Annotated in this window: 18 protein-coding genes and 1 tRNA gene; 7 read left to right on the top strand and 12 right to left on the bottom strand. The window is 70.0% G+C overall.

The annotated features are described in order from the left end of the window. Positions 1 to 76 precede the first annotated feature (76 nt). The 3 genes from AB0N80_RS08385 to AB0N80_RS08375 are packed head-to-tail and all read right to left on the bottom strand — an operon-like array spanning position 77 to position 2140. Positions 77 to 313, bottom strand: coding sequence for a DUF4244 domain-containing protein (locus AB0N80_RS08385; protein ID WP_363578443.1), 237 nt, complete (start codon positions 311 to 313; stop codon positions 77 to 79). A gap of 43 nt (positions 314 to 356) precedes the next feature. Beyond that, positions 357 to 1229, bottom strand: a complete 873-nt coding sequence (locus AB0N80_RS08380) for a pilus assembly protein TadB (protein ID WP_363578442.1) — start codon at positions 1227 to 1229, stop codon at positions 357 to 359. Further along, positions 1226 to 2140: a TadA family conjugal transfer-associated ATPase gene (locus tag AB0N80_RS08375; protein ID WP_363578645.1), complete on the bottom strand. Its 915-nt coding sequence runs from the start codon at positions 2138 to 2140 to the stop codon at positions 1226 to 1228. Before AB0N80_RS08375 ends, AB0N80_RS08380 begins: the two co-directional genes overlap by 4 nt. A gap of 501 nt (positions 2141 to 2641) precedes the next feature. Here AB0N80_RS08375 and acs point away from each other — a divergent pair. Then, positions 2642 to 4609 (top strand): acetate--CoA ligase, encoded by a 1968-nt coding sequence (acs, locus tag AB0N80_RS08370; RefSeq protein ID WP_315994860.1) that lies wholly within the window; start codon positions 2642 to 2644, stop codon positions 4607 to 4609. A gap of 88 nt (positions 4610 to 4697) precedes the next feature. Here acs and AB0N80_RS08365 read toward each other — a convergent pair whose 3' ends face one another. The 3 genes from AB0N80_RS08365 to AB0N80_RS08355 form a co-directional block, all read right to left on the bottom strand. Next, positions 4698 to 5402, bottom strand: a complete 705-nt coding sequence (locus tag AB0N80_RS08365) for a phosphatase PAP2 family protein (RefSeq protein ID WP_363578441.1) — start codon at positions 5400 to 5402, stop codon at positions 4698 to 4700. Positions 5403 to 5544: 142 nt separating this feature from the next. Next, positions 5545 to 6012, bottom strand: coding sequence for a RidA family protein (locus tag AB0N80_RS08360; protein WP_363578440.1), 468 nt, complete (start codon positions 6010 to 6012; stop codon positions 5545 to 5547). After that, on the bottom strand, positions 6009 to 6227 hold the full coding sequence (locus AB0N80_RS08355) for a hypothetical protein (protein WP_108317699.1): 219 nt from the start codon (positions 6225 to 6227) through the stop codon (positions 6009 to 6011). Before AB0N80_RS08355 ends, AB0N80_RS08360 begins: the two co-directional genes overlap by 4 nt. 117 nt (positions 6228 to 6344) lie before the next feature. Here AB0N80_RS08355 and AB0N80_RS08350 point away from each other — a divergent pair, with 117 nt between their 5' ends. From AB0N80_RS08350 to AB0N80_RS08335, 4 genes are all read left to right on the top strand, one after another. Next, the gene (locus tag AB0N80_RS08350; protein WP_363578439.1) at positions 6345 to 9047 is read left to right on the top strand and encodes a transglycosylase domain-containing protein; all 2703 of its coding nucleotides are present in this window, start codon (positions 6345 to 6347) and stop codon (positions 9045 to 9047) included. An 11-nt stretch (positions 9048 to 9058) separates the two neighbouring features. Continuing rightward, complete coding sequence (locus AB0N80_RS08345; RefSeq protein WP_363578644.1) at positions 9059 to 9967, top strand: metallophosphoesterase; 909 nt, start codon at positions 9059 to 9061, stop codon at positions 9965 to 9967. A gap of 114 nt (positions 9968 to 10081) precedes the next feature. Further along, the gene (locus AB0N80_RS08340; protein WP_363578438.1) at positions 10082 to 11581 is read left to right on the top strand and encodes a hypothetical protein; all 1500 of its coding nucleotides are present in this window, start codon (positions 10082 to 10084) and stop codon (positions 11579 to 11581) included. A gap of 159 nt (positions 11582 to 11740) precedes the next feature. After that, positions 11741 to 11817: transfer RNA gene (locus AB0N80_RS08335), tRNA-Pro, on the top strand. A 520-nt stretch (positions 11818 to 12337) separates the two neighbouring features. Here the strand turns inward: AB0N80_RS08335 and AB0N80_RS08330 are convergent. Continuing rightward, positions 12338 to 14365: a hypothetical protein gene (locus tag AB0N80_RS08330; protein ID WP_363578437.1), complete on the bottom strand. Its 2028-nt coding sequence runs from the start codon at positions 14363 to 14365 to the stop codon at positions 12338 to 12340. Positions 14366 to 14524: 159 nt separating this feature from the next. Between AB0N80_RS08330 and AB0N80_RS08325 the strand changes: the two genes are divergently transcribed. Continuing rightward, a complete protein-coding gene (locus AB0N80_RS08325) occupies positions 14525 to 14881 on the top strand; it encodes an META domain-containing protein (protein ID WP_363578436.1) in 357 nt (118 codons plus the stop codon). A 141-nt stretch (positions 14882 to 15022) separates the two neighbouring features. After that, on the top strand, positions 15023 to 15802 hold the full coding sequence (locus AB0N80_RS08320; protein WP_315994883.1) for an HAD-IIB family hydrolase: 780 nt from the start codon (positions 15023 to 15025) through the stop codon (positions 15800 to 15802). Between the two features lie 115 nt (positions 15803 to 15917). Here the strand turns inward: AB0N80_RS08320 and AB0N80_RS08315 are convergent, their stop codons facing one another. From AB0N80_RS08315 to mqo, 5 genes are all read right to left on the bottom strand, one after another. Continuing rightward, entirely contained in the window at positions 15918 to 16739 is an 822-nt protein-coding gene (locus tag AB0N80_RS08315) for a siderophore-interacting protein (protein WP_363578435.1), read from the bottom strand. Positions 16740 to 16749: 10 nt separating this feature from the next. Further along, positions 16750 to 17523: an FCD domain-containing protein gene (locus AB0N80_RS08310; protein WP_363578434.1), complete on the bottom strand. Its 774-nt coding sequence runs from the start codon at positions 17521 to 17523 to the stop codon at positions 16750 to 16752. 62 nt (positions 17524 to 17585) lie between these two features. Beyond that, the gene (gene galE / locus AB0N80_RS08305; RefSeq protein ID WP_363578433.1) at positions 17586 to 18614 is read right to left on the bottom strand and encodes a UDP-glucose 4-epimerase GalE; all 1029 of its coding nucleotides are present in this window, start codon (positions 18612 to 18614) and stop codon (positions 17586 to 17588) included. A gap of 159 nt (positions 18615 to 18773) precedes the next feature. Next, on the bottom strand, positions 18774 to 19379 hold the full coding sequence (locus tag AB0N80_RS08300; RefSeq protein WP_315994887.1) for a thymidine kinase: 606 nt from the start codon (positions 19377 to 19379) through the stop codon (positions 18774 to 18776). A 7-nt stretch (positions 19380 to 19386) separates the two neighbouring features. Further along, a complete protein-coding gene (mqo, locus tag AB0N80_RS08295; RefSeq protein ID WP_315995267.1) occupies positions 19387 to 20817 on the bottom strand; it encodes a malate dehydrogenase (quinone) in 1431 nt (476 codons plus the stop codon). Positions 20818 to 20934 lie beyond the last annotated feature (117 nt).

The raw sequence follows: 20934 nt of genomic DNA, 5'->3' as shown, positions 1-20934 counted from the left end.
GGGAGTCTCCACCCCGCGCCCGTTTTCCGCTCCCCGGGCGGGACGCTCGAGCCCGCCCGCGACCGACCAGGCGTCGTCATTGCACGGTGAGCGCGCGGCGAACGAGGTCGGTGAGGATGCCGCGCACCTCGTCGCTGCGCATGATGGCGACGAGCAGCCCGGCGAAAGCGACAGCGGCCATCGTCGCGATGGCGTACTCCGCGGTGGCGGCGCCGCGCTCGTCGAGGAACACGCGTCGCGCGCCGGCTCCGGTCAGCAGCGGGAACGGCGACGTGTCGCGGGTGAAGAGGGATCGGGGGTCGAGGTCGGACATGGGTTCTCCTTGTTCTTCAAAGGGATTCGGGTCGACGACGTGGTCAGGGGACGACGTCGGAGCGGAGCAGGCCGAGCACGATCGGCGCAACGGCGAGCAGGAGGAACGCGGGCAGGGTGCAGATGCCCAGCGGGAGGAGCAGCCGCGTCGACAGGCGCGCGGCCGCCTCTCGACCGTTGGTGCGTGCCCGGTGACGCGACGCCCAGGCGTCGGCGCGGAGCAGCTCGGCGGCGGGGATGCCGGCTCGCAGCGCCAGGTCGAGCGTCTCGTCGATGGCACGCGTCCCGGACTCGCCGGGGCTGCGCGCGCGGCGCGCGATCACGGTCCGGGCCCGCTCGGGGGACGCGCCCGCGGAGAGCGCGACCGCCCACAACTCGGCTTCGAGGCCCGGCACCGACGCGGACGGACGCGCGGACCGCGCCAGCCTCCGCGTCCAGACGCGCGCAGCAAAGACCAGGGCGACTCCGCCGGCCAGGCACCCGCGTCCGATCGGATCGGCGAGGAGCGTGCCGACGGTATCTGCTCCGAGAAGCATCCCCAACGGCACGCCGGCAACGGGGAGCCAGCCGAGCAGGCGGGCCGTCGCGAGCGGCTCGGCCACCGCGACACGCACGTCCGAGGTGACTTCGGCTGCATCGCGAAGGGCCCCCGCGACGGAACGGAGCGTCTCCGCCAACGGTGCGCCCGTCTCGACGGCGACGCTGTAGACGGCGGCGATGTCGGCCCATGCCCCTCCGGCGGCGGTGAGCACGACGCCGACGTCATCGCCGCCCTCGGCGGCTCGGGCGGCGGCCAGCACGGCGGGGTCCCCTCCCGCTGCCAGGTGCTGCCACGCCAGGGCGGGCGCGGCGCCACCGCCCAGCAGCACCGCGAGCCGCACCACGATCGCGTACGGGTCGGTCCGCGGCGCCGTCACGACCACTCCTGCGGGCGGATGGTCAGTCGGCGGCCGCGCAGGACGGGGCGCCCCCACGCTGTCACGCGTCGGAGTCCGTCCGAGCGCTCGACATGCACCACCGCGCCGACGGCGCTCACGACCTGCCGCGCCGTGGTCACGGCATCCATTCCGGAGAGTGCGCCCAGCGCCTCCAGACGCGTCGCGACGTCGGCGAGGCTGCTCGCATGGAGCGTGCCGGCGCCCCCGTCGTGTCCGGTGTTCAGGGCCATCAGGAGCTCGCGCAGCTCTTCGCCGCGACACTCTCCCAGAACGAGACGATCGGGCCGCATGCGCAGCGCCTCCCTTAGGAGCCGCGCGAGGGGGATGCCGCCTGCTCCCTCGATGTTGGCCTGGCGGGCCTCGAGGGCGATGTGGTGAGGATGCGCGGGGCGCAGCTCCGCCACCTCCTCGATGGTGATGACACGCTCCGTCGGGGGCGCGCATGACAGCAGGGCGGAGAGCAGAGTGGTCTTCCCCGCGCCCGTCGCCCCCGTGATGAGTACGTTCTCGCGTCGGTCCACGAAGTCCTCAAGACGCTCGCGCTGCGCGGCCGACAGCATCCCGGTCCGTTGCAGCAGCGCGAGGTCGGGTGCATGCCACCGGGGGACGCGGATGGAGATGGTCGTCCCGCGGGCGGCGACGGGTGCCAGTACCGCGTGCACCCGGACGCCCCGCTCCCAGCGCACGTCGACGCACGGAGAAGCATCGTCGAGATGCCGTCCGCCTCGCGCGATCAGCCGGACCGCCAGACGGCGCACCTCCGTCTCGGTCGCCCGCCACGACGCCACGCGCTCGATTCCCGCGCCCCGATCGACGAACAGGCCGTCCTCTCCGTTGATGAAAAGGTCGGTGACGAGGGGGTCGTCGAGGAAAGGGCGGAGGAAGGTCACCGCGGCGTCGTCGTCGACCGCGACCGCGCCGTCGTCCTGCGCCGCCGGCCGGGATTCGGCCGGGGCGATGCGTGCGGGGGAAGGGAGGGATGCCACGACCACGACGGTAGGCATCGCCGGAGCCCCGGCACGGGGCGGAGACGGGCATCCGTGGACAACGGCCCGGATCTCCTCGCTGGGGAGGAGGGGCGCGAGGGCCCGGGAAAGAAGGGGGCGGCATCCCTACAGTGGGGGGCGAGGGATGCCGCCGCGCGCCGGAGGAAAATTGGGGGGCTCCCCCCGACGCGAGTGCCGGAAGCGATGTTCGGGCGTTCCTAGAGTACGCGCGCCGATGAGCCGGGCCAACTCTCGCGACCTATTCATCGCGATATATCACCTGTTTCCCGGGCGGCGCCGATCCCAACTATCGGAGGTGGCCCCGGTGCAGAGCGGTCGCTAGCGTGACCCGGGTAGAACGCCGCGCATCGACGCGGCGTGACGTGAACGCGAAGGAGCGCCGCGATGAGCAGCCAGATCGACCACCTCCTCAACGAGACCCGGCGGTTCGCACCGTCGGCCGCTTTCGCCGAGAGCGCCGTCGCAGACCGGAGTCTGTACGAGCGCGCGGCCGCCGACCGCGAGGGCTTCTGGGCCGATCAAGCGCGCGAGCTGCACTGGCACACGCCGTTCACGCAGGTGCTCGACTGGTCCAACCCCCCGTTCGCGGAGTGGTTCGCCGACGGCGAGCTCAACGTGGCCTACAACTGCCTCGACCGGCACGTCGAGGCCGGGAACGGCGATCGCATCGCGCTGCGGTGGGAGGGCGAACCCGGCGACCAGCGCAACGTCACCTACGCGGAGCTCACCGACGAGGTCAAGCGCCTCTCCAACGTGCTCCTCGACCTCGGCGTCGAGCGCGGGGACCGCGTCGCGCTCTACCTGCCGATGATCCCCGAGGCCATCGCCTCCATGCTCGCCGTCGCCCGTATCGGCGCCGTGCACTCGGTCGTCTTCGGCGGCTTCTCGGCCGACAGCCTCCGCGCACGCATCGACGACGCCGGCGCGAAGGTCGTCATCACCGCCGACGGCGGCTGGCGGAAGGGGAAGGTCTCCCCCCTCAAGCCCGCGGTCGACCAGGCCCTCTCCGACCGCAACGGCTCCGGCATCCAGGAAACGGTCGAGCACGTGCTCGTCGTCAAGCGCGGCGAGAACGAGGTCGAGTGGAACGCCGACCGCGACATCTGGTGGCACGACGCCGTTCCGCAGGCCTCCGCCGAGCACGAGGCCGAGGCGTTCCCCGCCGAGACACCGCTGTTCATCCTCTACACCTCGGGCACGACGGGGAAGCCGAAGGGCATCCTGCACACCTCCGGCGGCTACCTCACGCAGGCCGCGTTCACGAACCGGGTCGTTCACGACGTGCACCCCGAAACCGACGTCTACTGGTGCACCGCCGACATCGGCTGGATCACCGGGCACACGTACGTGACGTATGGTCCACTCGCCAACGGCGCGACTCAGCTGCTGTACGAGGGCACGCCCGACACGCCTCACCCGGGTCGCTGGTGGGAACTCATCCAGAACCACGGCGTGACCGTCTTCTACACCGCCCCGACGGCGATCCGGTCGTTCATGAAGATCGGGCGAGACGTGCCGCAGAGCTTCGACCTGTCGTCGCTGCGCCTGCTCGGCTCGGTCGGTGAGCCCATCAACCCCGAGGCGTGGGTCTGGTACCGCGAGATCATCGGCGCCGACGAGACGCCCATCGTCGACACGTGGTGGCAGACCGAGACGGGCGCGATCATGATCTCGGCGCTGCCCGGGGTCACCGAGACCAAGCCGGGGTCGGCGCAGGTGCCCCTGCCCGGCATCTCGATCGCCGTCGTGGACGATGCCGGCGAACCCGTCGGCAACGGCAGCGGGGGGCTGCTCGTGGTCACCGAGCCCTGGCCCAGCATGCTGCGCGGAATCTGGGGCGATCCGGACCGTTACCGCGAGACCTACTGGGAGAAGTTCGCCGAGAAGGGCTACTACTTCGCCGGCGACGGGGCCCGCCTCGACGACGACGGCGACGTGTGGTTGCTCGGCCGGGTCGACGACGTCATGAACGTGTCGGGGCACCGTCTCTCGACCGCCGAGATCGAGTCGGCCCTGGTCGGCCACGAGGGCGTGGCCGAGGCGGCCGTCGTCGGCGCATCGGACGAGACCACGGGCCAGGCGGTGGTCGCTTTCGTGATCGTCAAGAGCCGCTACCTGAAGCAGAACCCCGTCGAGGGCCTCGGCGACGAACTGCGCAAGTGGGTCGGAGAGCAGATCGGCCCCATCGCGCGCCCGCGCGACGTCTACATCGTCGGGGAGCTGCCGAAGACCCGCTCCGGCAAGATCATGCGTCGCCTGCTGCGTGACGTCGCGGAGGGACGCGAGGTGGGCGACACCACGACCCTCGCCGACACCGCCGTCATGAGCGTCATCAGCGCCCAGGTGAAGTGACACTCCCCGGCCGGGGATGCCGCGTCCGCGGTGTCCCCGGCCGGCCCTTCCTCCGAGGCGGCTCCCCCGGGCCCCCGCGCGTCGCGCGTCAGACGACCCGGCGCGCGCGACGGCGTCGCATCCCGGCATCCACCCTCGCGACCGCCACCCCCCATCCCCCGCGCACGGCCGGGAACACCCCCGCCGCCCAGACGAGGGATGCCACCGCGTCGCCGAGGTAGTGCACGCCCTCGATCACGACGGCGGCGGTCATGCCCGCGACGAGGACAGCGCCCATCGCGATCACGAGCGAACGCCACCGGGTCCCCCATGCCAAACACACGCACGCGGCGACGAAGGCCGCGGTAAAGGCGACGTGACCGCTCGGGAAGGAGGCGTCGGCGGCCCGTCCGATCGTCGCCATCGCCGCCTCGCTCATCCCCGGTCGCGGACGGCCGACCATGACCTTGACCGCCTCGGCCGAGCCCCACGTCACCGCGACCGCTCCCAGGAAGACGACGGCCGGCCGCCACGAGCGGGTCAGACCGGCCACCGCGGCCGTCGCCGCGAGCATGATGATCGCCGCGGGCATCGGCTTGAGGGCGAGGTAGAACGCCTCCGCGGTCGACCGGAGCGCACCCCCTCGGAGGTGGTGGAGGGCCGCCGACGCGGCGACATCGATCTCGGTCAGGCGCAGCAGGAAGCCGACCAGGACCAGGCCGACGATGGTCGCGACGGCGATCGCCGCCTGCCTCCGCAGGCGTGCGGGAGGGTGCGTCAGCACGGAACCGGTCACCGCGAAAGGAGGGGTCACGAGGGCGATCGTCCTCCTCGCTCCTTCTGAATCAGCCGAGTCACCCGTGGTGCCGGACCCGCCTCGCCGCACCGAAGCGGCCGCAGGAACGCCGGAGGGCCGTGGACGTCATCCGCGTCCACGGCCCTCCACGATCACGTCGTCAGGCGACGGTGAAGATCACCTCGACCTCGACCGGGCTGTCCAGCGGCAACACGGGCACGCCGACGGCCGACCGCGCGTGCGCGCCGGTCTCGCCGAACACCTCGCCGAGGAACTCGCTCGCTCCGTTGATGACTCCCGGCTGCCCGGTGAAGTCGGGGACGGATGCCACGAACCCGGTCAGCTTCAGGACGCCGGTGAGGTTGTCGACACCTCCGACGAGGGCTGCCGCGGCCGCGATGGCATTGAGCGCGCACTGTCGGGCGTATCCCTTGGCATCCATCGGGGTCACCAGACCCTCGGATTCGCCGACCTTGCCGGTCGCCGGCAGCGCGCCCTGCACCATGGGCAGCTGACCCGAGGTGTAGACGAGGTCGCCGTGGCGCTTCGCGGGGATGTACGACGCCACCGGCGGGACGACCGAAGGGACCTCGACGCCCAGAGCGGCCAACCGCTCGCTGACGCTCACTGCTGCCCCTCGAACTGACGCGCTGCCGCCTCGGCGGCACCCAGACCGGCGTTGGCGCTTCCGCCGCCGACGGGGCGCTTGAAGTAGGCGACGAGACCGCCCTCGGGGCCGGTCACCACCTGCACGAGCTCCCAGCCCTGCTTGCCCCAGTTGTTCAGGATCGCGGCGGTGTTGTGGATCAGCAGCGGCGTGGTGAGGTATTCCCACGTGGTCATGTGACGGCTCCCCGGCGGTCGCCGCGCGCGTGGATCTCGCGCGCGGAATCGGATACGTGCGCGCGCGAGCGCACGCCTTCGAGGCATCGCCCAGCAACGTCGCTTAGCATCAACCCTATGCCCGAGAACAAACGAACGGCTAGCGGTGCCCTCGGCGGCATCGTCGGCCTCGTCGGCCTGAGCGCGGTCGCCGGACTCCTCGTCACCGCCGCCGTGACGCCGGCCATCGCCGTCTCCGGCGCGGCCGCGTCGAGCGCGATCACGATCTTCGACAAGATGCCGAGCTACCTGCAGCCCGACGAGCTCATGCAGCCGACGACGCTGATGGCCGGCGACCAGGTGCTGGCGAAGTTCTTCGACCAGAACCGCTCCCCCGTCACCTTCGACCAGGTCAACCCCGTCATGTACGACGCGATCCTGTCGTCGGAAGACCCCCGCTACTACCAGCACGGCGGTGTCGACCTCATCGGAACGACGCGTGCCCTGCTCAGCAACGCCTCGGGCGGCGAGACCCAGGGCGGATCCTCGATCAGCCAGCAGTACGTGAAGAACGTGCTGGTCCAGCGCTGCGAGCGCGACGCGAAGGCCGTCGAGGCGACCGACACCACGCCCGCCATGACGCGCGACGAGGCCCTGCAGAAGTGCGCTCTCGAGGCGATCCAGTCCGACGGCGCCGCGGGCTACCAGCGCAAGCTCCAGGAGATGCGCTACGCCGTGCAGCTCGAGAAGGAGTACACGAAGGACCAGATCCTTCTGGGCTACCTCAACATCGCCAACTTCGGCGGTGTCACCTACGGCATCGACGCCGCGGCCAAGCGCTACTTCAACGTCCCGGCCTCGCAGCTGAACGTCGGGCAGGCCGCGGTGCTCGCGGGCATGGTGCAGAACCCCAACCGGTTCCGTATCGACATCCCCGAGGGCTCGATCAACGACGGCACGACCGCGTGGAACAAGGCGCCCGACGGGTCGATCGACGACGTCGACCAGGGCACCATCCAGGCGCTGTACACGCTCCGCGACAACGGCGAGATCACGCAGGAGCAGCTCGTCAACGCCGCCGACGGCTACAGCGAGACGAAGGGCCGTCAGCTCTACGTGCTCAGCCGCATGGAGGCGGACGGCAAGATCACGCACGAGCAGTACGTGCAGTTCGCGATCGAGCCGATCACCCCGCAGATCACCTCGACCGACCAGGGCTGCGTCGTCTCCGCTGCGCCCTACTTCTGCCAGTACGTCGTCGCGACGATCCTCAACGACCCCGCCTTCGGAACCGAGACCGACGATCGCGTGCGGGCTCTCCGTCAGGACGGTCTGACCATCCAGACCACCCTCGACTGGCGTGTTCAGGATGCCGCGCAGCAGGCGATGAACGACAACGCGCCCGCCATGTACGCCAACATGGACTTCGGTTCGACGGCGGTCAGCCTCGAGGCCGGCACCGGCCGCGTCCTCGCGATCGCGCAGAACACGAAGTTCACCCAGGACCCGGCCCAGGCCGAAGCCGACCCGTCGTACAACTCGATCGTGTTCGCCGGCGACAGCACCTACGGCGGCTCCGACGGCTTCAACGCCGGATCGACGTTCAAGTTGTTCACCCTGGTCGATTGGGTCGAGAAGGGGCACTCGCTCAACGAGAACCTCAACGGTCGTCTGGGCCCCGTGCCGAACATGACGAACTCGTGCACCGGCGACTGGATCAACTTCAACAAGAAGGACATCATCCAGAACTTCGGGAACAGTCAGGGATACGTGGGTACACCGCTTCGCTTCACGCGGGACTCGCTCAACACCGGGTACCTCGCGATGGCCTCCGAGCTCGACCTCTGCGACATCGCCAAGACGGCGAAGAAGCTCGGCGTCACGCGCGGCAACGGCACCGACATCGACATGGCGGTCGCGAACAACGTCATCGGCAACGACCCGGTGTCGCCTCTCGCGATGGCGGGTGCCTACGCCACGGTCGCCAACGGCGGCACGCACTGCCAGCCCAAGGTGATCGACAAGGTCACCGACAGCGACGGCGCCGAGCGGAAGGCCCCTGTGCGCGAGTGCTCGCCCGCCCTCACTTCCGACGTCGCCGCCTCGGTCGGCTACGCCCTGCAGGGTGTCATGGCCAGTGGCGGTACGGGCTCCTCGGCGAACCCGTACGACGGCACCCCCGTGCTCGGCAAGACGGGTACGCACGAGGGCTGGAACACCTGGATGATCGAGTCGTCGACCAAGGTCACCACGGCGGTCTGGGTCGGCAACTGGCGCGGTATCGAGACGCTGTTCGGAAAGTACTGGAACGGACAGCAGCTCTCCGACATGCGCTACTCGATCGCCCGGGCGACCCAGAGCGCGGCCGACGAGTTCTACGGCGGCGACCGCTTCCCCGACCCGCCCTCGAACGCCCTGCGCACGCAGCAGCGCGATCTGCCGAACGTCGTGGGTCAGTCCATCGACAGCGCTCGCTCGACGCTCGAGAACGCGGGCTTCCGCGTCTCGGTCGGCGACCCGGTGGACGCCGATTTCGGTAACGACCGTGTCGCGGCGCAGAACCCCGGCGGCGGATCCGCCCCGGCCGGTTCCGTGATCACGCTCAGCCCCGGCAACGGCCAGGGCGGAACCGTGCCCGACGTGGCCGGCCAACCGGTGAGTTCCGCCCGCGCGGCGATGCTCTCGGCGGGCTACGGCACGGTCTCCATCGGTTCGTGCGCGAAGGACGAGAAGGCGCCCGCAGAGGGACAGGTCGTCTCGACCAACCCCGCCGGCGGCTCCTCCGCGAACAAGAGCACCAACATCGCCCTCACGATCGTCGCCAAGGACTGCCCCTCGTGACCGGTCCGGTGATGAAGGCCGCCCTCGCGCCCCTCGGGGTCGCGGGGGCGGCCGCCGTCGGGGCAGCCGTGTGGGGAATGGGTGTCGAGCGGTACCTCTTCACGGTGCGCTACCACGCCCTGCGCGTGCTCCCCAAGGGTGCGGAGCCGCTCCGCATCCTGCACGTGTCCGACGCGCACATGGCGCCGTGGCAGCATCGCAAGCAGGAGTGGATGGCACGACTCTCGGAGCTCTCGCCCGATCTCGTCGTCAACACCGGCGACAACCTCGGACACCGCGACGGTCTGACCGGTATCCGCGCGGCCCTCGCCCCTCTCCGCGGTGTCGCGGGCCTCGTCGTGCACGGCTCGAACGACTTCCAGGAGCCCGCTCCTCGCAATCCGCTCCGTTACTTCCTGGGCCCCTCGGGCAACCTCCCCGCCCACAAGCACCTCGACGTCGACGCCCTCGATCAGTTCTTCACCGACGATCTCGGCTGGAGCATTCTGGATGACACCGCGGTGTCGGTCGAGGTGAAGGGCCTGCGGGTCACCGCCTTCGGCGTGAACGATGCCCACCGGAAGTGGGACAAGCCCGAGCTCATCCCGCCGGTGCTGGCAGCGCTTCCCGCCGCCGACCTCACGCTGGGGGTCATGCACGCTCCCTATCGCCGAACCCTGGACACCTTCGTCGAGTTCGGCGCCGACGTGCTGTTGGCCGGGCACACGCACGGCGGTCAGGTGAGGATCCCCTTCAGCAGCAAGGCCCTCGTCTCCAACTGCGATCTCCCCCTCGATCAGGCGCGCGGTCTGAGCGAGTGGACCGCGGCGGGGCGTACCGTCCCGCTCAACGTCAGCGCCGGCCTCGGGCACTCGATCTACGCCCCGGTGCGCTTCGCCTGCCGCCCAGAGGCGAGCCTGCTCACGCTGCTGCCGCGCTGACCTTTCCTCCCCACCCGGAGAAGGGATCGATCCGTCCACGGATCGGTCCCTTTCTCGTGCGCACGGGCGGGCGATTCCCAGACGATCGAACTCCTCGATCGAAGGGAATCCCTCATGAACCATCCGCCTCCGTCGTTTCGTCGTCTGCCGGCCGCACTCGCCCTCCTCGCGGTCCTCCTCGGCAGCCTCGCCGTCGCACCCGCCGCTCAGGCCGCCGAGCGCGGCACGGGCTTCGGCACCTGGGCGCCGCTCTCACGCACCGGCTGGCACGGATCCATGCGCGTCGGAGATGTGCACACGTACTGCATCCATCCGGGCCTGCCCGTGGCCACCGACGCGACGACCGATCACGGCACATCGAGCGACGTCAACGGTCTCTCGCCGCAGCAGCTCGCGTCGATCAACCATCTCGTGACCACCTATGGCCAGACCGACGACCCCGTGCAGGCCGCGAGCGTCGGCTGGGCCGTGAAGGCGATCGTCGACCGGCAGACCACTCTTCACTCGTGGGGGTACGAGGGAGACGACCTGCCCGGCGCCATCGACTGGATCATGCGCCGCGCCAGCCCCGAGAACAGCGGTGCGATCCAGGAGCGGACGATGCGGTACCTCGCCGAGGCCGAGGCCGTGCCCGTTCCCCGCGTCGGTGGCACCCTCGCGCTCGGGACCGACGAGGCGGACCCGACCCGTGGTTCCCTCACCGTCGACGTCGATCCAGCCGCGACGGGCACGGTGCGGCTCGAGAACGCGGTCTTCGCCGACACGGGAACCTCCGTTCACGAGAACGTCCACGGCGGTGAGGTCCACCCGATCATCGCCCCCGCCTCGTCCTCCGACGATGGGCGTCCCTACACCGTTCACGCGACGGGTTCCTTCACCGTCCCGGCGGCAGCCGTCCGCTTCTACTCCACCCCCGGTCAGCAGGAATCCGCGGGACCGGCAGATCCCGAGCGGTTCGACCTCTCGGCGGCGGATGCCACGCCGCGACCGGTGCAGTTCTCGCCACGCCTCGAGACGACCGCGCAGGTCGCGGAAGGGCGGTTCGTCGACGAGGTCACGGTGTCGTCCCCCGAGGGGGTCTGGCCTCGGCGCGGCGACGGGTCGTTCGTGCCGATCACCGCGACGGCCGATATCTATCGCACCGGCGCCTGGCCCGCCGAAGCCGCTGAGATTCCCGCCCATCTCACCCCCGTCTCGCACCTCAGCCTGACGACCGACCCCGCGCTGGGCGCCGGCACCTACACGGTACGAAGCGCCGAGCTGCACGGCCCCGGCGTGTACACCGCCGTTTGGAGGATCGATCGGGAGGCGCAGGATGCCGCCGTCTCGCCGCACCTCCCTCGGGGCTACCTCTGGGTGGAGCGTTTCGCCTCCCCCACCCAGACGGAGCAGGTCGCACCGCCCGCGCCGCCCACGGCGTCAACCGCTCCGACTCCCCCGCCCGCCGGGACCCCGCCGCTCCCCCCGTCGGCCCCGGCCCCGCTCGCCTCCCTCGCCGCCACGGGGACGCCCGCGACGGCGCTCCCTGGCGCGATAGGGGTCATGACGACGGCAGGGGGACTCGCGGCCGTCGCCTGGGCGTTCGCGCGCCGGCGTCGCACCCTGCGCCCCTGACGACACCGGGCGGCGGTCCGCCGGGGGCGAGCCGCCGCCCGCCCGTCGCTCGCTCGCCGATCGCGGCGGGCGAGCGACCGGCCCGCAGAGAGCGGCGCGCCCGAAGGTCCGCGTGGTTCGGAGCATGGCCCGCGGCAGGGTAGACTTTTCAAGTTGCAACGGGGTGTGGCGCAGCTTGGTAGCGCGCGTCGTTCGGGACGACGAGGCCGCAGGTTCAAATCCTGTCACCCCGACCATCGCATCATTGAGAAGGGCTCCCGCCCAGCGGGGGCCCTTCTTCTTTCTCCGAGGAGGAGTCTGCGGGGTACAGGTGCTGCGAGTCCGTCGCAGCTGGACCCTGGTCCCGTACGGAGAGGCGCGTTCACCCGCCGCCTGAGCCCCGACGCCACCTGAGCGCAAACGCCGCCGGAGCGTCCACGCCACCCGGCCGAAACGCGCCACCCGGCCGACACGCGCCATCCTCTCGATAGGCGCCGCACTGCCGAAATGCGCGTGCCGACATTCAGCGCAGTGTTCAGATGCGGCGCAGTGTCCCCATGCAGCGCTGTTCCGCAATGCAGCGCAGTCTCCACATGCAGCGCTGTACCGAAATACAGCGCAGTCTCCACATGCAGCGCTGTTCCGAAATGCAGCGCTGTTCCGACGCGCGGCGCACGACCGACATGCGACGCACGACCCGAAGCTCCGCTCGCACGAAAAAAGCGCCCCCGGACCTTCCGAAACGGGAAGGCGCCGGGGGCGCTCACTCAGGGATGCTTAGCGCACGGAGCGACGCACCTTGCGGTAGCCGAGGGCACCGAAGCCACCCAGCATGAGGGCGAAAGCGCCCCACGCGAGGGGAGCGACGTCACCCATACCGGTGTTGGCGAGGCCGCCACCGTTGCCGCCGCCGGGGTTGCCACCGGGAGCAGGGGTGCCGCTGGGCGAGGGAGCCGGAGCGGGAGCGGCGGTGACCGAGAAGCTCACCGAAGCGGAGCTCGACACACCGTCGACCGTCTGCGTGGCGACCACGGCGTAGTCACCGGCGGCCAGAGCGTCCTTCAGCACGACCGACCACTTGCCGTCCTTGACGACCGTCTCGCCGACCTTCGCGTCGTTGATGGTCACCGTGATGTCGGCGCCCGTCAGACCCGTGCCCGAGATGGCGGTGGGAACCGCGGCGCCGCTGTACGACTCGCCGTCCTGGATGCCGGTGATCACCGGAGCCGACGGGGCGACGGTGAACTCCACCGTGGCTGCTGCCGACGTCTGGCCGTCACGCGCCTGGGTGGCGGTGACCGAGTACTGGCCGATGCCCAGGTCGGTCTCGACCGACCAGGAGCCGTCCTCGGCGACCTTGGCGGAGCCCTTGACGTCGCCGGTGAGGGTCACCGTGGCGCCGGCGAGGCCGGTGCCCGAGATCGCCGTGAGCTCGTTCTCGACCGTGGAGCCGTTGGCCGGCGTCGTGATGACCGGAGCCTCGGCCTTGACCTCGACGGAGGCGTCGACCGTGGTCGAGGTGTTGTACCCGCTGACCGAGGTGAGCGAGAAGGAGTAGGTACCGAGCTTGTCGGGAGCGGGGAAGCTCCAGTTGCCCGAACCGTCGACCGTGACCTCGAAGGAGTCACCGGAGGACGGCTTGACCTTCAGCGTGGTGCCCACCTGAGCGGTACCCGAAATGACGCCGCCGACGCCCACCGAGCCGCCGTCGGCGGGGGTGGTGAGGGCGGGAGCGTCGATCTTGAGGGCGACGGTGTAGCCGTCGGTCTGCGCGAGGCCGGCCTGGAGGTCGGCGGCCCACAGGAGGTCGCCATCCTGGCTGCCGCCGGACACGACACCCACCGCGGTGCCTCCCTGGAACACGGCTCCGCCCGAGTCGCCCTCCTGGACGATGCGGGAGTCGCTCTCGATCGCGAAGCCGTAGACCCAACGGAAGGTCTCGTCGGGCTTCGTGATCTTGGACCACCCCTGCACAGCGGTCACCGTTCCCGTGGTGAATCCAGTGGTGCGGCCGGACTTCGAGGCAGGCTGGCCGACCTGAGCCGAACCCACGGCCTTGACGTCGGTCGTCGACTTCGAGAGGTCATCGCTGGATGCCGTGGTCCAGTCGGTGATCTCGGGGTGCAGCTTGAGGGAGTCGTTGGTGATGTCGATCGTCGCGATGTCGACCGACGTCACGTCGCCCTCGGAACCTTCAGTGCTGCCGGGGCCACCGAACTGGGTGAACGCGAGCGTCCCGAGCTCGTCCGTCACCTCCGCGGTGGAGTTGTCCCCCGCCCCACCGCCGGCGGGGTCGCCCGAGGGGAGCGTCAGGAAGCTGGACGAGAAGAGACCGTCCTCGTTGCAGTGACCGGCCGTGATGACAGCGGGCTTGCCCTGCGGGCTCCAACCCGTGAAACCGATCGAGCACAGACCACCGGGGCCCGGGTTCGCGGGATCGGTCGAGAAGTAGCCGGCGCCGGCGACGACGTCGTTCTCGGCGAGCGCCTTGATGGGGCTGTCGATGACCTTGACCTCGACGTTGGACTTCGACTGGACGAACGTCTTCGCCTCGCCCTGCAGAGCGGCCTCGTCAGCGGTCGCGTAGACGACGACGTTGCCGTTCCCGTCCTTCGCGACGGCCTGGACCTGCTCGTCGCTGCTCAGCAGCTGCTTGGCCGTGGCGTCGAATTCGGGGCCCGACGTGGGCGCGACCGACTGGTCGTCACCGGCGAAGGCGACCGCGGGGGCCAGCAAGCCGGACGCGGTGAGCGCGAGAGCGGCGGACGCACCGGCCCACCCCATACGCTTCATGTTTCGTGTCATCGTCTCATCTCGTGTCGTTAGTGGAAAAACGCACCATGAGGAGGACAGGAACCAGTGACAGGGCCCCCACCCATCTCTCAGCGTCGCCGCTTACCTTACGACAACCTGAGCGTTGGATAAGAATGTTTTTCGCATTCCGTCAGAGATGAGGAGATTCTCATGATCCGCAGGTGGAAGGCCGTTTCGGCAATTGCATTCATCGGCATTGGAATGATCGCTCGGGGCGGGAACTCCGAACCCCCGTTCACCGGCGACCGGTGGGTCGGCGGTGGCACCGAGCACCTCACTCTTCGTGACGGCGAGGTTCGCGGAAGCGACGGATGCAACGGCATCCTGGGCAGCTACACCGAGGACGGTGCACGACTGTCCTTCTCGCTCGGCATCGCGACGCTCAAGGCGTGCCTGGGTGTCGACACCTGGCTGCGCGGCATCCGATCGGCGGAGATCACGGGCGACACGATGATCGTCTTCAACCGGCACGGCGAGAAGATCGGCACCCTCGCGCGCGAGGAGTGACCGCCCTCCTCACCCGACGACACCCCGCGGTCAGCGCGCAGCACCCCCGGTAGAATCGGTCTCTCCCGCGCGGTATCTCGAGGATGCCGATCGACATCCGTCCGCGTGCCGCGCGCGACCATCACCTTCCCTAGGAGCCCCGTGTCCGACACCTCGCCCCGCCTCGTCGCCTTCGACCTCGATGACACCCTCGCCCCGTCGAAGTCGGCCATCGATCCACGGATCGGCGAACTCCTGCTCGCCCTCGCCGCGCGCGTCGAGGTGGCGATCATCTCCGGCGGACAGCTGCAGCAGTTCCGCACGCAGGTCGTCGAGCGCCTGCCCGAGGCGGATCCGCAGCTGCTGGCCCGGTTCCACCTCATGCCCACCTGCGGCACGCAGTACTACCGCCTGACGCCCGACGGCATCGAGACCGTCTACGCCCATTCGCTAACCGACGACGAGAAGCAGCGCGCCCTCTCGGCCGTGCGCGAGGAGGCCGAACGCCTCGGGCTCTGGGAGGCCGAGCCGTGGGGCGACATCCTCGAAGACCGCGGTTCGCAGATCACGTTCTCCGCCCTCGGCCAGTCGGCCCCGCTCGAGGCGAAGATGGCGTGGGATCCGACGGGCGAGAAGAAGAACAGCCTGCGCGAGGCGGTGGCCGCGCGCATCCCCGACCTCGAGGTGCGCTCGGGTGGCTCGACCTCGGTGGACATCACCCACCGCGGCATCGACAAGGCCTACGGCATGGGCAAGCTCGCCGACACCACGGGCATCCCGCTCGACGACATGCTCTTCGTCGGCGACCGGCTCGACCCCGACGGCAATGACTACCCGGTGCTCGCGATGGGCGTCGACTGCCACGCAGTGCATGGCTGGGAGGACACCGCCGGCTTCCTCGAGCAGCTCATCCCCACCCTCCCGGAGAAGGACCAGTCCTGACCTGCCGAGTTCGTCCACATCCGGACGGGCGCGGCCGAACGAGAGGCGCGCGAGCCGAGAGCCGAGGGCGCTCGCACGACAGGAGCATGGACGCGCCCCCGAGCCCCCGCTCGCCTCAGAGGATCTTCCCGATCGGTTCGCGCTTTTCGGCCTGGAACCGGTCCTCGGTCCGGCCGTAGGCCCAGTACCCCGAGAGCGACACCTGCTCGCGTCGGAGCCCCCATCGGGTGAAGACGATGTCGCGAAGGGCCTTCATCGCCTCGCGTTCCCCGTGCGCGAAGACCTGGCCGCGCCCATCGAGTGGATGCCATGCCCCCACCGTCTCGGCCAGCACCGGCGTCGAACCGGCCGGGGCCTCGCCCCGGTGCACCCAGGTCACGACCACGCCGGCGGGAACCGTGAGGGGCACATGTTCGTCGGCGCTCTGCACCTCGAGGAACGCCGCGCCGACGGCATCCGGGGCGAGGGATTCCAGCGCGGCCGCGATCGCCGGCAGTGCCGACTCATCGCCGGCGAAAAGGTGCCAGTCGGCCGACGGGTCGGGCGCGTATCCGCCCCCGGGTGACGAGACCACGAGGCGGTCGCCGGGCTGAGCGTGCGCCGCCCAGGGACCCGCGAGTCCCTCCTCACCGTGGACGACGAAGTCGATGCTCAGCTCGTCGCCGTCGACCGCGCGCACGGTGTAGGTGCGCGTCACCGGCAGGTCGTCCGCGGGAAGGGTTTCCCGAAGCACCGCCAGGTCGTATGGCGGCTCGAGGCCCAGCTCGGGCTTCGCGAACGTGATCTTCACGTATGCGTCGGTGTGGGGACTGTCGCGGAACGCCGTCAGGTCGGTTCCCCGAGCGCGCACGCGTACCAGGTGAGGGCTGAGCCGCTGCGTGGCGACGACGTGGAGCACGTGCTGCGGGCGCGGCGGGCGCGCGGGGCGATCGGTCACGAGGTTCCTCTCACGGGGTGGCCGACGCCCGCGCGGCTGCGCGCACGGCGTGGCCGACCGCGTCGTCGGCGGTGTCGGAGGGGCTCAGGGCCTGTGCCACCTCGGTGTAGTAATCGGTGATGTGTGCGCGCACGCGCTCTCGCGCGCTGTCGGCATCTCCGCGGGACACGGCGTCGACGATGTGCCGATGCTCCGCTCGGAGCCGGTCGGAGGTCGCCGTCCACGAGTCCAGGCGAGCGGCTCCCGCCTGCGTATAGGCCTCGATCGAGCTGCGGAGCCCTGCCATCATCGCCGACACGACGGCGTTGCCGGACGCCTCCGCCAGTGCTTGGTGGAAGCGCGCGTCCAGGGCGAGGAACTCGACGGGGTCGAGGGACTCGGCATCCATCGCCTCGAGGATGCCGGCGATCTCGGTCAAGTCGGCGTCGGAGCGCGCGAGCCGCTCGGCGACGTCGCACTCGAGCACGACGCGGGTGCGCACCACGTCGCTCAGGGGGAAGCCGTTCGCCGCCACCTGCAGGCGCAGGAAGGCCGCCAGGCCCCCGCGAGGGGTCGTGACGATCATCGCCCCGGCAGAGGGACCCGAGCCGGTCGCGGTGCGCACGACACCGAGCACCTCGAGCACCCGTACGGCTTCGCGCACGCTCGAGCGGCCGACGCCCAGCTGAGCGGCCAGTTCACGCTCGGGCGTCAGGCGGTCGCCCGGGCCGAGGCGGCCGTCGCGGAGGTCGCCCTCGATCCGCTCGAGCACGACCTGCCAGGCGCGCGGTGCACTGTCCGGCATGAGGCTCCCCCTTCGCCCGGCGCGACGATGTGGCCGGACCACATCACCCTACGCGCGCGGGATCACTCCGGGGCGGACGTCGCGTATCCGGCGGGGTTCGTCGTCTGCCAGTTCCAGTAGTCGCGGCAGGCGTCGTCGATCGTGAACCGCGTGCGCCACTTCAGCACCTCGGCGGCCTTCGCCGGGTCGCAGTAGGTCGCCGCGACATCGCCCGGGCGGCGCGCGAGGAGCTTCTTGGGCAGCTCGCGGCCGACGGCCTTCTCGAACGAGGCGACGAGCTCGAGGACGCTCACCGGACGCCCCGTGCCGAGATTGAACACCTGATGCCCGGGCTGCGCCTGCTCGAGAGCGGCGACGTGCCCCTCAGCGAGGTCGACGACGTGGATGTAGTCGCGCAGGCCGGTTCCGTCGGGAGTGTCGTAGTCGTCGCCGAAGACGCCGATCTCGTCCAGGGTGCCGATCGCGACACGCGAGACGAAGGGCATGAGGTTGTTCGGGATGCCGGCCGGGTCTTCGCCGATGAGACCCGACGCGTGGGCACCCACGGGGTTGAAGTAGCGCAGGACCGTGACGTTGAGCTCGGGGTTCACCCGGGCCACGTCCGCCAGCACGACCTCGTTCATGCGCTTCGACTTGCTGTAGGCGTTCGACAGGTCGATGCTCGTCGTCGACTCCTCCGTGAACGGCAGGTCGGCCGGGTCGGAGTAGACCGTGCCCGTGCTCGAGAAGACGAACGATCGGATGCCGCGGGCGATGCCGACCTTCAGCAGCGCGAACGTGGTGTCGAGGTTGTTGGAGTAGTAGGCCAGCGGCTTCTGGGTGCTCTCCCCCACGGCCTTGAACGCCGCGAGATGGATGATCGCGTCGATCGGGCCGTGTTCGTCGAAGACGGCGGTGACGACGGACTCGTCGGCGGCGTCGCCGACGACCAGGGGCGCAGGCTTGCCGGTGATGCGCTCGACCCGCTCCGCGGCGACGGCGTGCGTGCCGGACAGGTCGTCGAGAAGGACGACGTCGTGGCCGGCCTCGAGGAGGGCGACGGCCGTGTGGGTTCCGATGTAACCGGCACCGCCGGCGAGGAGGACGCGCATGCCTCCAGGCTATCGGTCGACGCCGACACCGCCGTCCGCGCCCGCGGCAAGCAGGGCTGCGCAGAGCGCCGAGACGGCACCGCGCGGACAACTCGGCGACGTCCCGCGACGAGGTGTCAGCCTGATGCCGTCTCGCGGTCCGGATGCCGCGGAGGCGCGTCAGCGGCCGTCGAGCCGCCCGCCGGACTCACGCAGGTAGCAGGCCGCGCACATCGACTCGTAGGTGACCTCTCCGGCGATCTGGCCCTCGTCGATCGCGACCTGGTCGCCATCGAAAACGAAGCGGCCGCCGACGAGGCGGGCGTTGAAGATCGCTTTGCGCCCGCAGCGGCAGATCGTCTTGAGCTCCTCCAGGCTGTGCGCGATCTCCATCAGGCGCGCGGATCCGGGGAACGCCTCGGTGCGGAAGTCGGTGCGGATGCCGTACGCCAGCACGGGGATGCCGTCGAGCACGGCGATGCGCAAGAGGTCGTCGACCTGGCCCGCGGTGAAGAACTGGGCCTCGTCGACCAGCAGACAGGCGACCGGGGCGTGGCCCGCCGTCGCATGGAACGTCGTACGCAGATCGTCGTCGGAACCGACGAGGAAGTCGACCGGTCGGGTGACGCCCAGGCGGCTGTCGATCTGGTCGGCGCCCTTGGTGTCGATCTCGGGCTTGGCCAGCAGCACGCGCTGGCCGCGCTCCTCGTAGTTGTACGCCGCCTGCAGCAGCGCGGTGGACTTCCCGGAGTTCATCGCGCCGTAGCGGAAGTACAGCTTCGCCACGCGGGACTCAGGGGTTGATCGCGAGGGCGCGAGCCGTGGCATCCAACTCTTTGCGAGCGGCCTCGGGGTGCGTGTTGAGCGACTCGCCGTAGCTGGGGATGAGGTCGCGCAGGCGCGGCTCCCACTGCGGCATGCGCTCGGGGAAGCAGGTCTTGATCAAGCCCAGCATGATCGACACGGCCGTCGACGCGCCCGGAGAGGCACCGAGGAGACCGGCGATCGAGTGGTCGGCCGACGTGACGACCTCGGTGCCGAACTGCAGCACCCCGCCCTTCTGCTTGTCGCGCTTCATGACCTGGGCGCGCTGACCGGCGTCGAGCAGCTCCCAGTCCTCGTCCTTGGCCGTCGGCATGAAGTCGCGGAGGCTGTCGACCTTCTTCGAGTGCGTCTTCAGCAGCTCGCTCACGAGGTACTTGATGAGACCCGGATTGTCGACGGCGACCTTGAGCATCGGACCGATGTTATGCGGGCGCACCTGCGTGACGATGTCGAGCATCGACCCGTTCTTGAGGAACTTCGGGCTGAAGGTGGCGAAAGGGCCGAACAGCAGCGACGACTCGCCGTCGATGACGCGGGTGTCGAGGTGCGGCACCGACATGGGCGGGGCGCCGACCGAAGCCTGCGAGTAGACCTTCGCGCGGTGCTTCGAGACGATGTCGGGGTTGGAGGTCTTCAGCCACTGTCCGCCGATCGGGAAGACGCCGTAGCCCTTGATCTCGGGGATGCCGGAGCGCTGCAGAAGCTTCAGCGCCCACCCGCCCGCGCCGACGAACACGAACTTCGCGTTGATCGAGCCGGGGGTTCCGCCGATCACGTGGCGGTACGAGACCTCCCAGGAGCCGTCCTTCTGCTTCTTCAGCTTCTTGACGTCGTGGTTGGTGACGACCTCGACGCCCTTCTCGCGGAGGTTCGCGAAGAGCTGTCGCGTGAGGGAGCCGAAGTCGACGTCGGTGCCGGCGGGCACGCGCGTCGCCGCGAACGGCTCGCCCTTGCGGCGCTTCTGCATGAGCAGCGGCGCCCACTGGTTGATGACGCGGGAGTCCTCGCTGTACTCGATGCCGGCGAACAGCGGCTGCTGCTTGAGGACCTCGTAGCGCTTGCGGAGGAAGGCGACGTCCTTCTCACCGCGGACGAAGGTCATGTGCGGGGTGGCGTTGATGAACGTCGACGGCTCGTCGAGCACGCCCTCGGCCACGAGCGAGGCCCACAGCTGACGGCTCTGCTGGAACTGCTCGTTGATCGCCACCGCCTTGGCGGGGTCGATCGAGCCGTCCTTGCCCTCGGGGGTGTAGTTCAGCTCGCAGAGCGCCGCGTGACCGGTGCCAGCGTTGTTCCACGCGTTGGAGCTCTCCTGCGCGACGTCGCTGAGTCGCTCCAGCACCGCGATCTTCAGATCGGGCTGGAGGTCCTTCAGCAGCGTGCCGAGGGTGGCGGACATGATGCCGCCACCGATGAGGAGAACATCGACGTTTTCAGTCACCCGTCGATTCTAGGTGCGGGCCGTGAGGTGTCTCGACATCGAGAGATCGGTCGGTTCGATGTCGAGACAACCCCG

The sequence above is a fragment of the Microbacterium sp. NPDC089188 genome (assembly GCF_040685155.1).
In the GTDB taxonomy this organism is placed as follows: Bacteria; Actinomycetota; Actinomycetes; order Actinomycetales; family Microbacteriaceae; genus Microbacterium; species Microbacterium galbum.
Note: the sequence above shows the minus strand (reverse complement) of the source record. Positions and strands in the feature narration are given on the sequence as shown.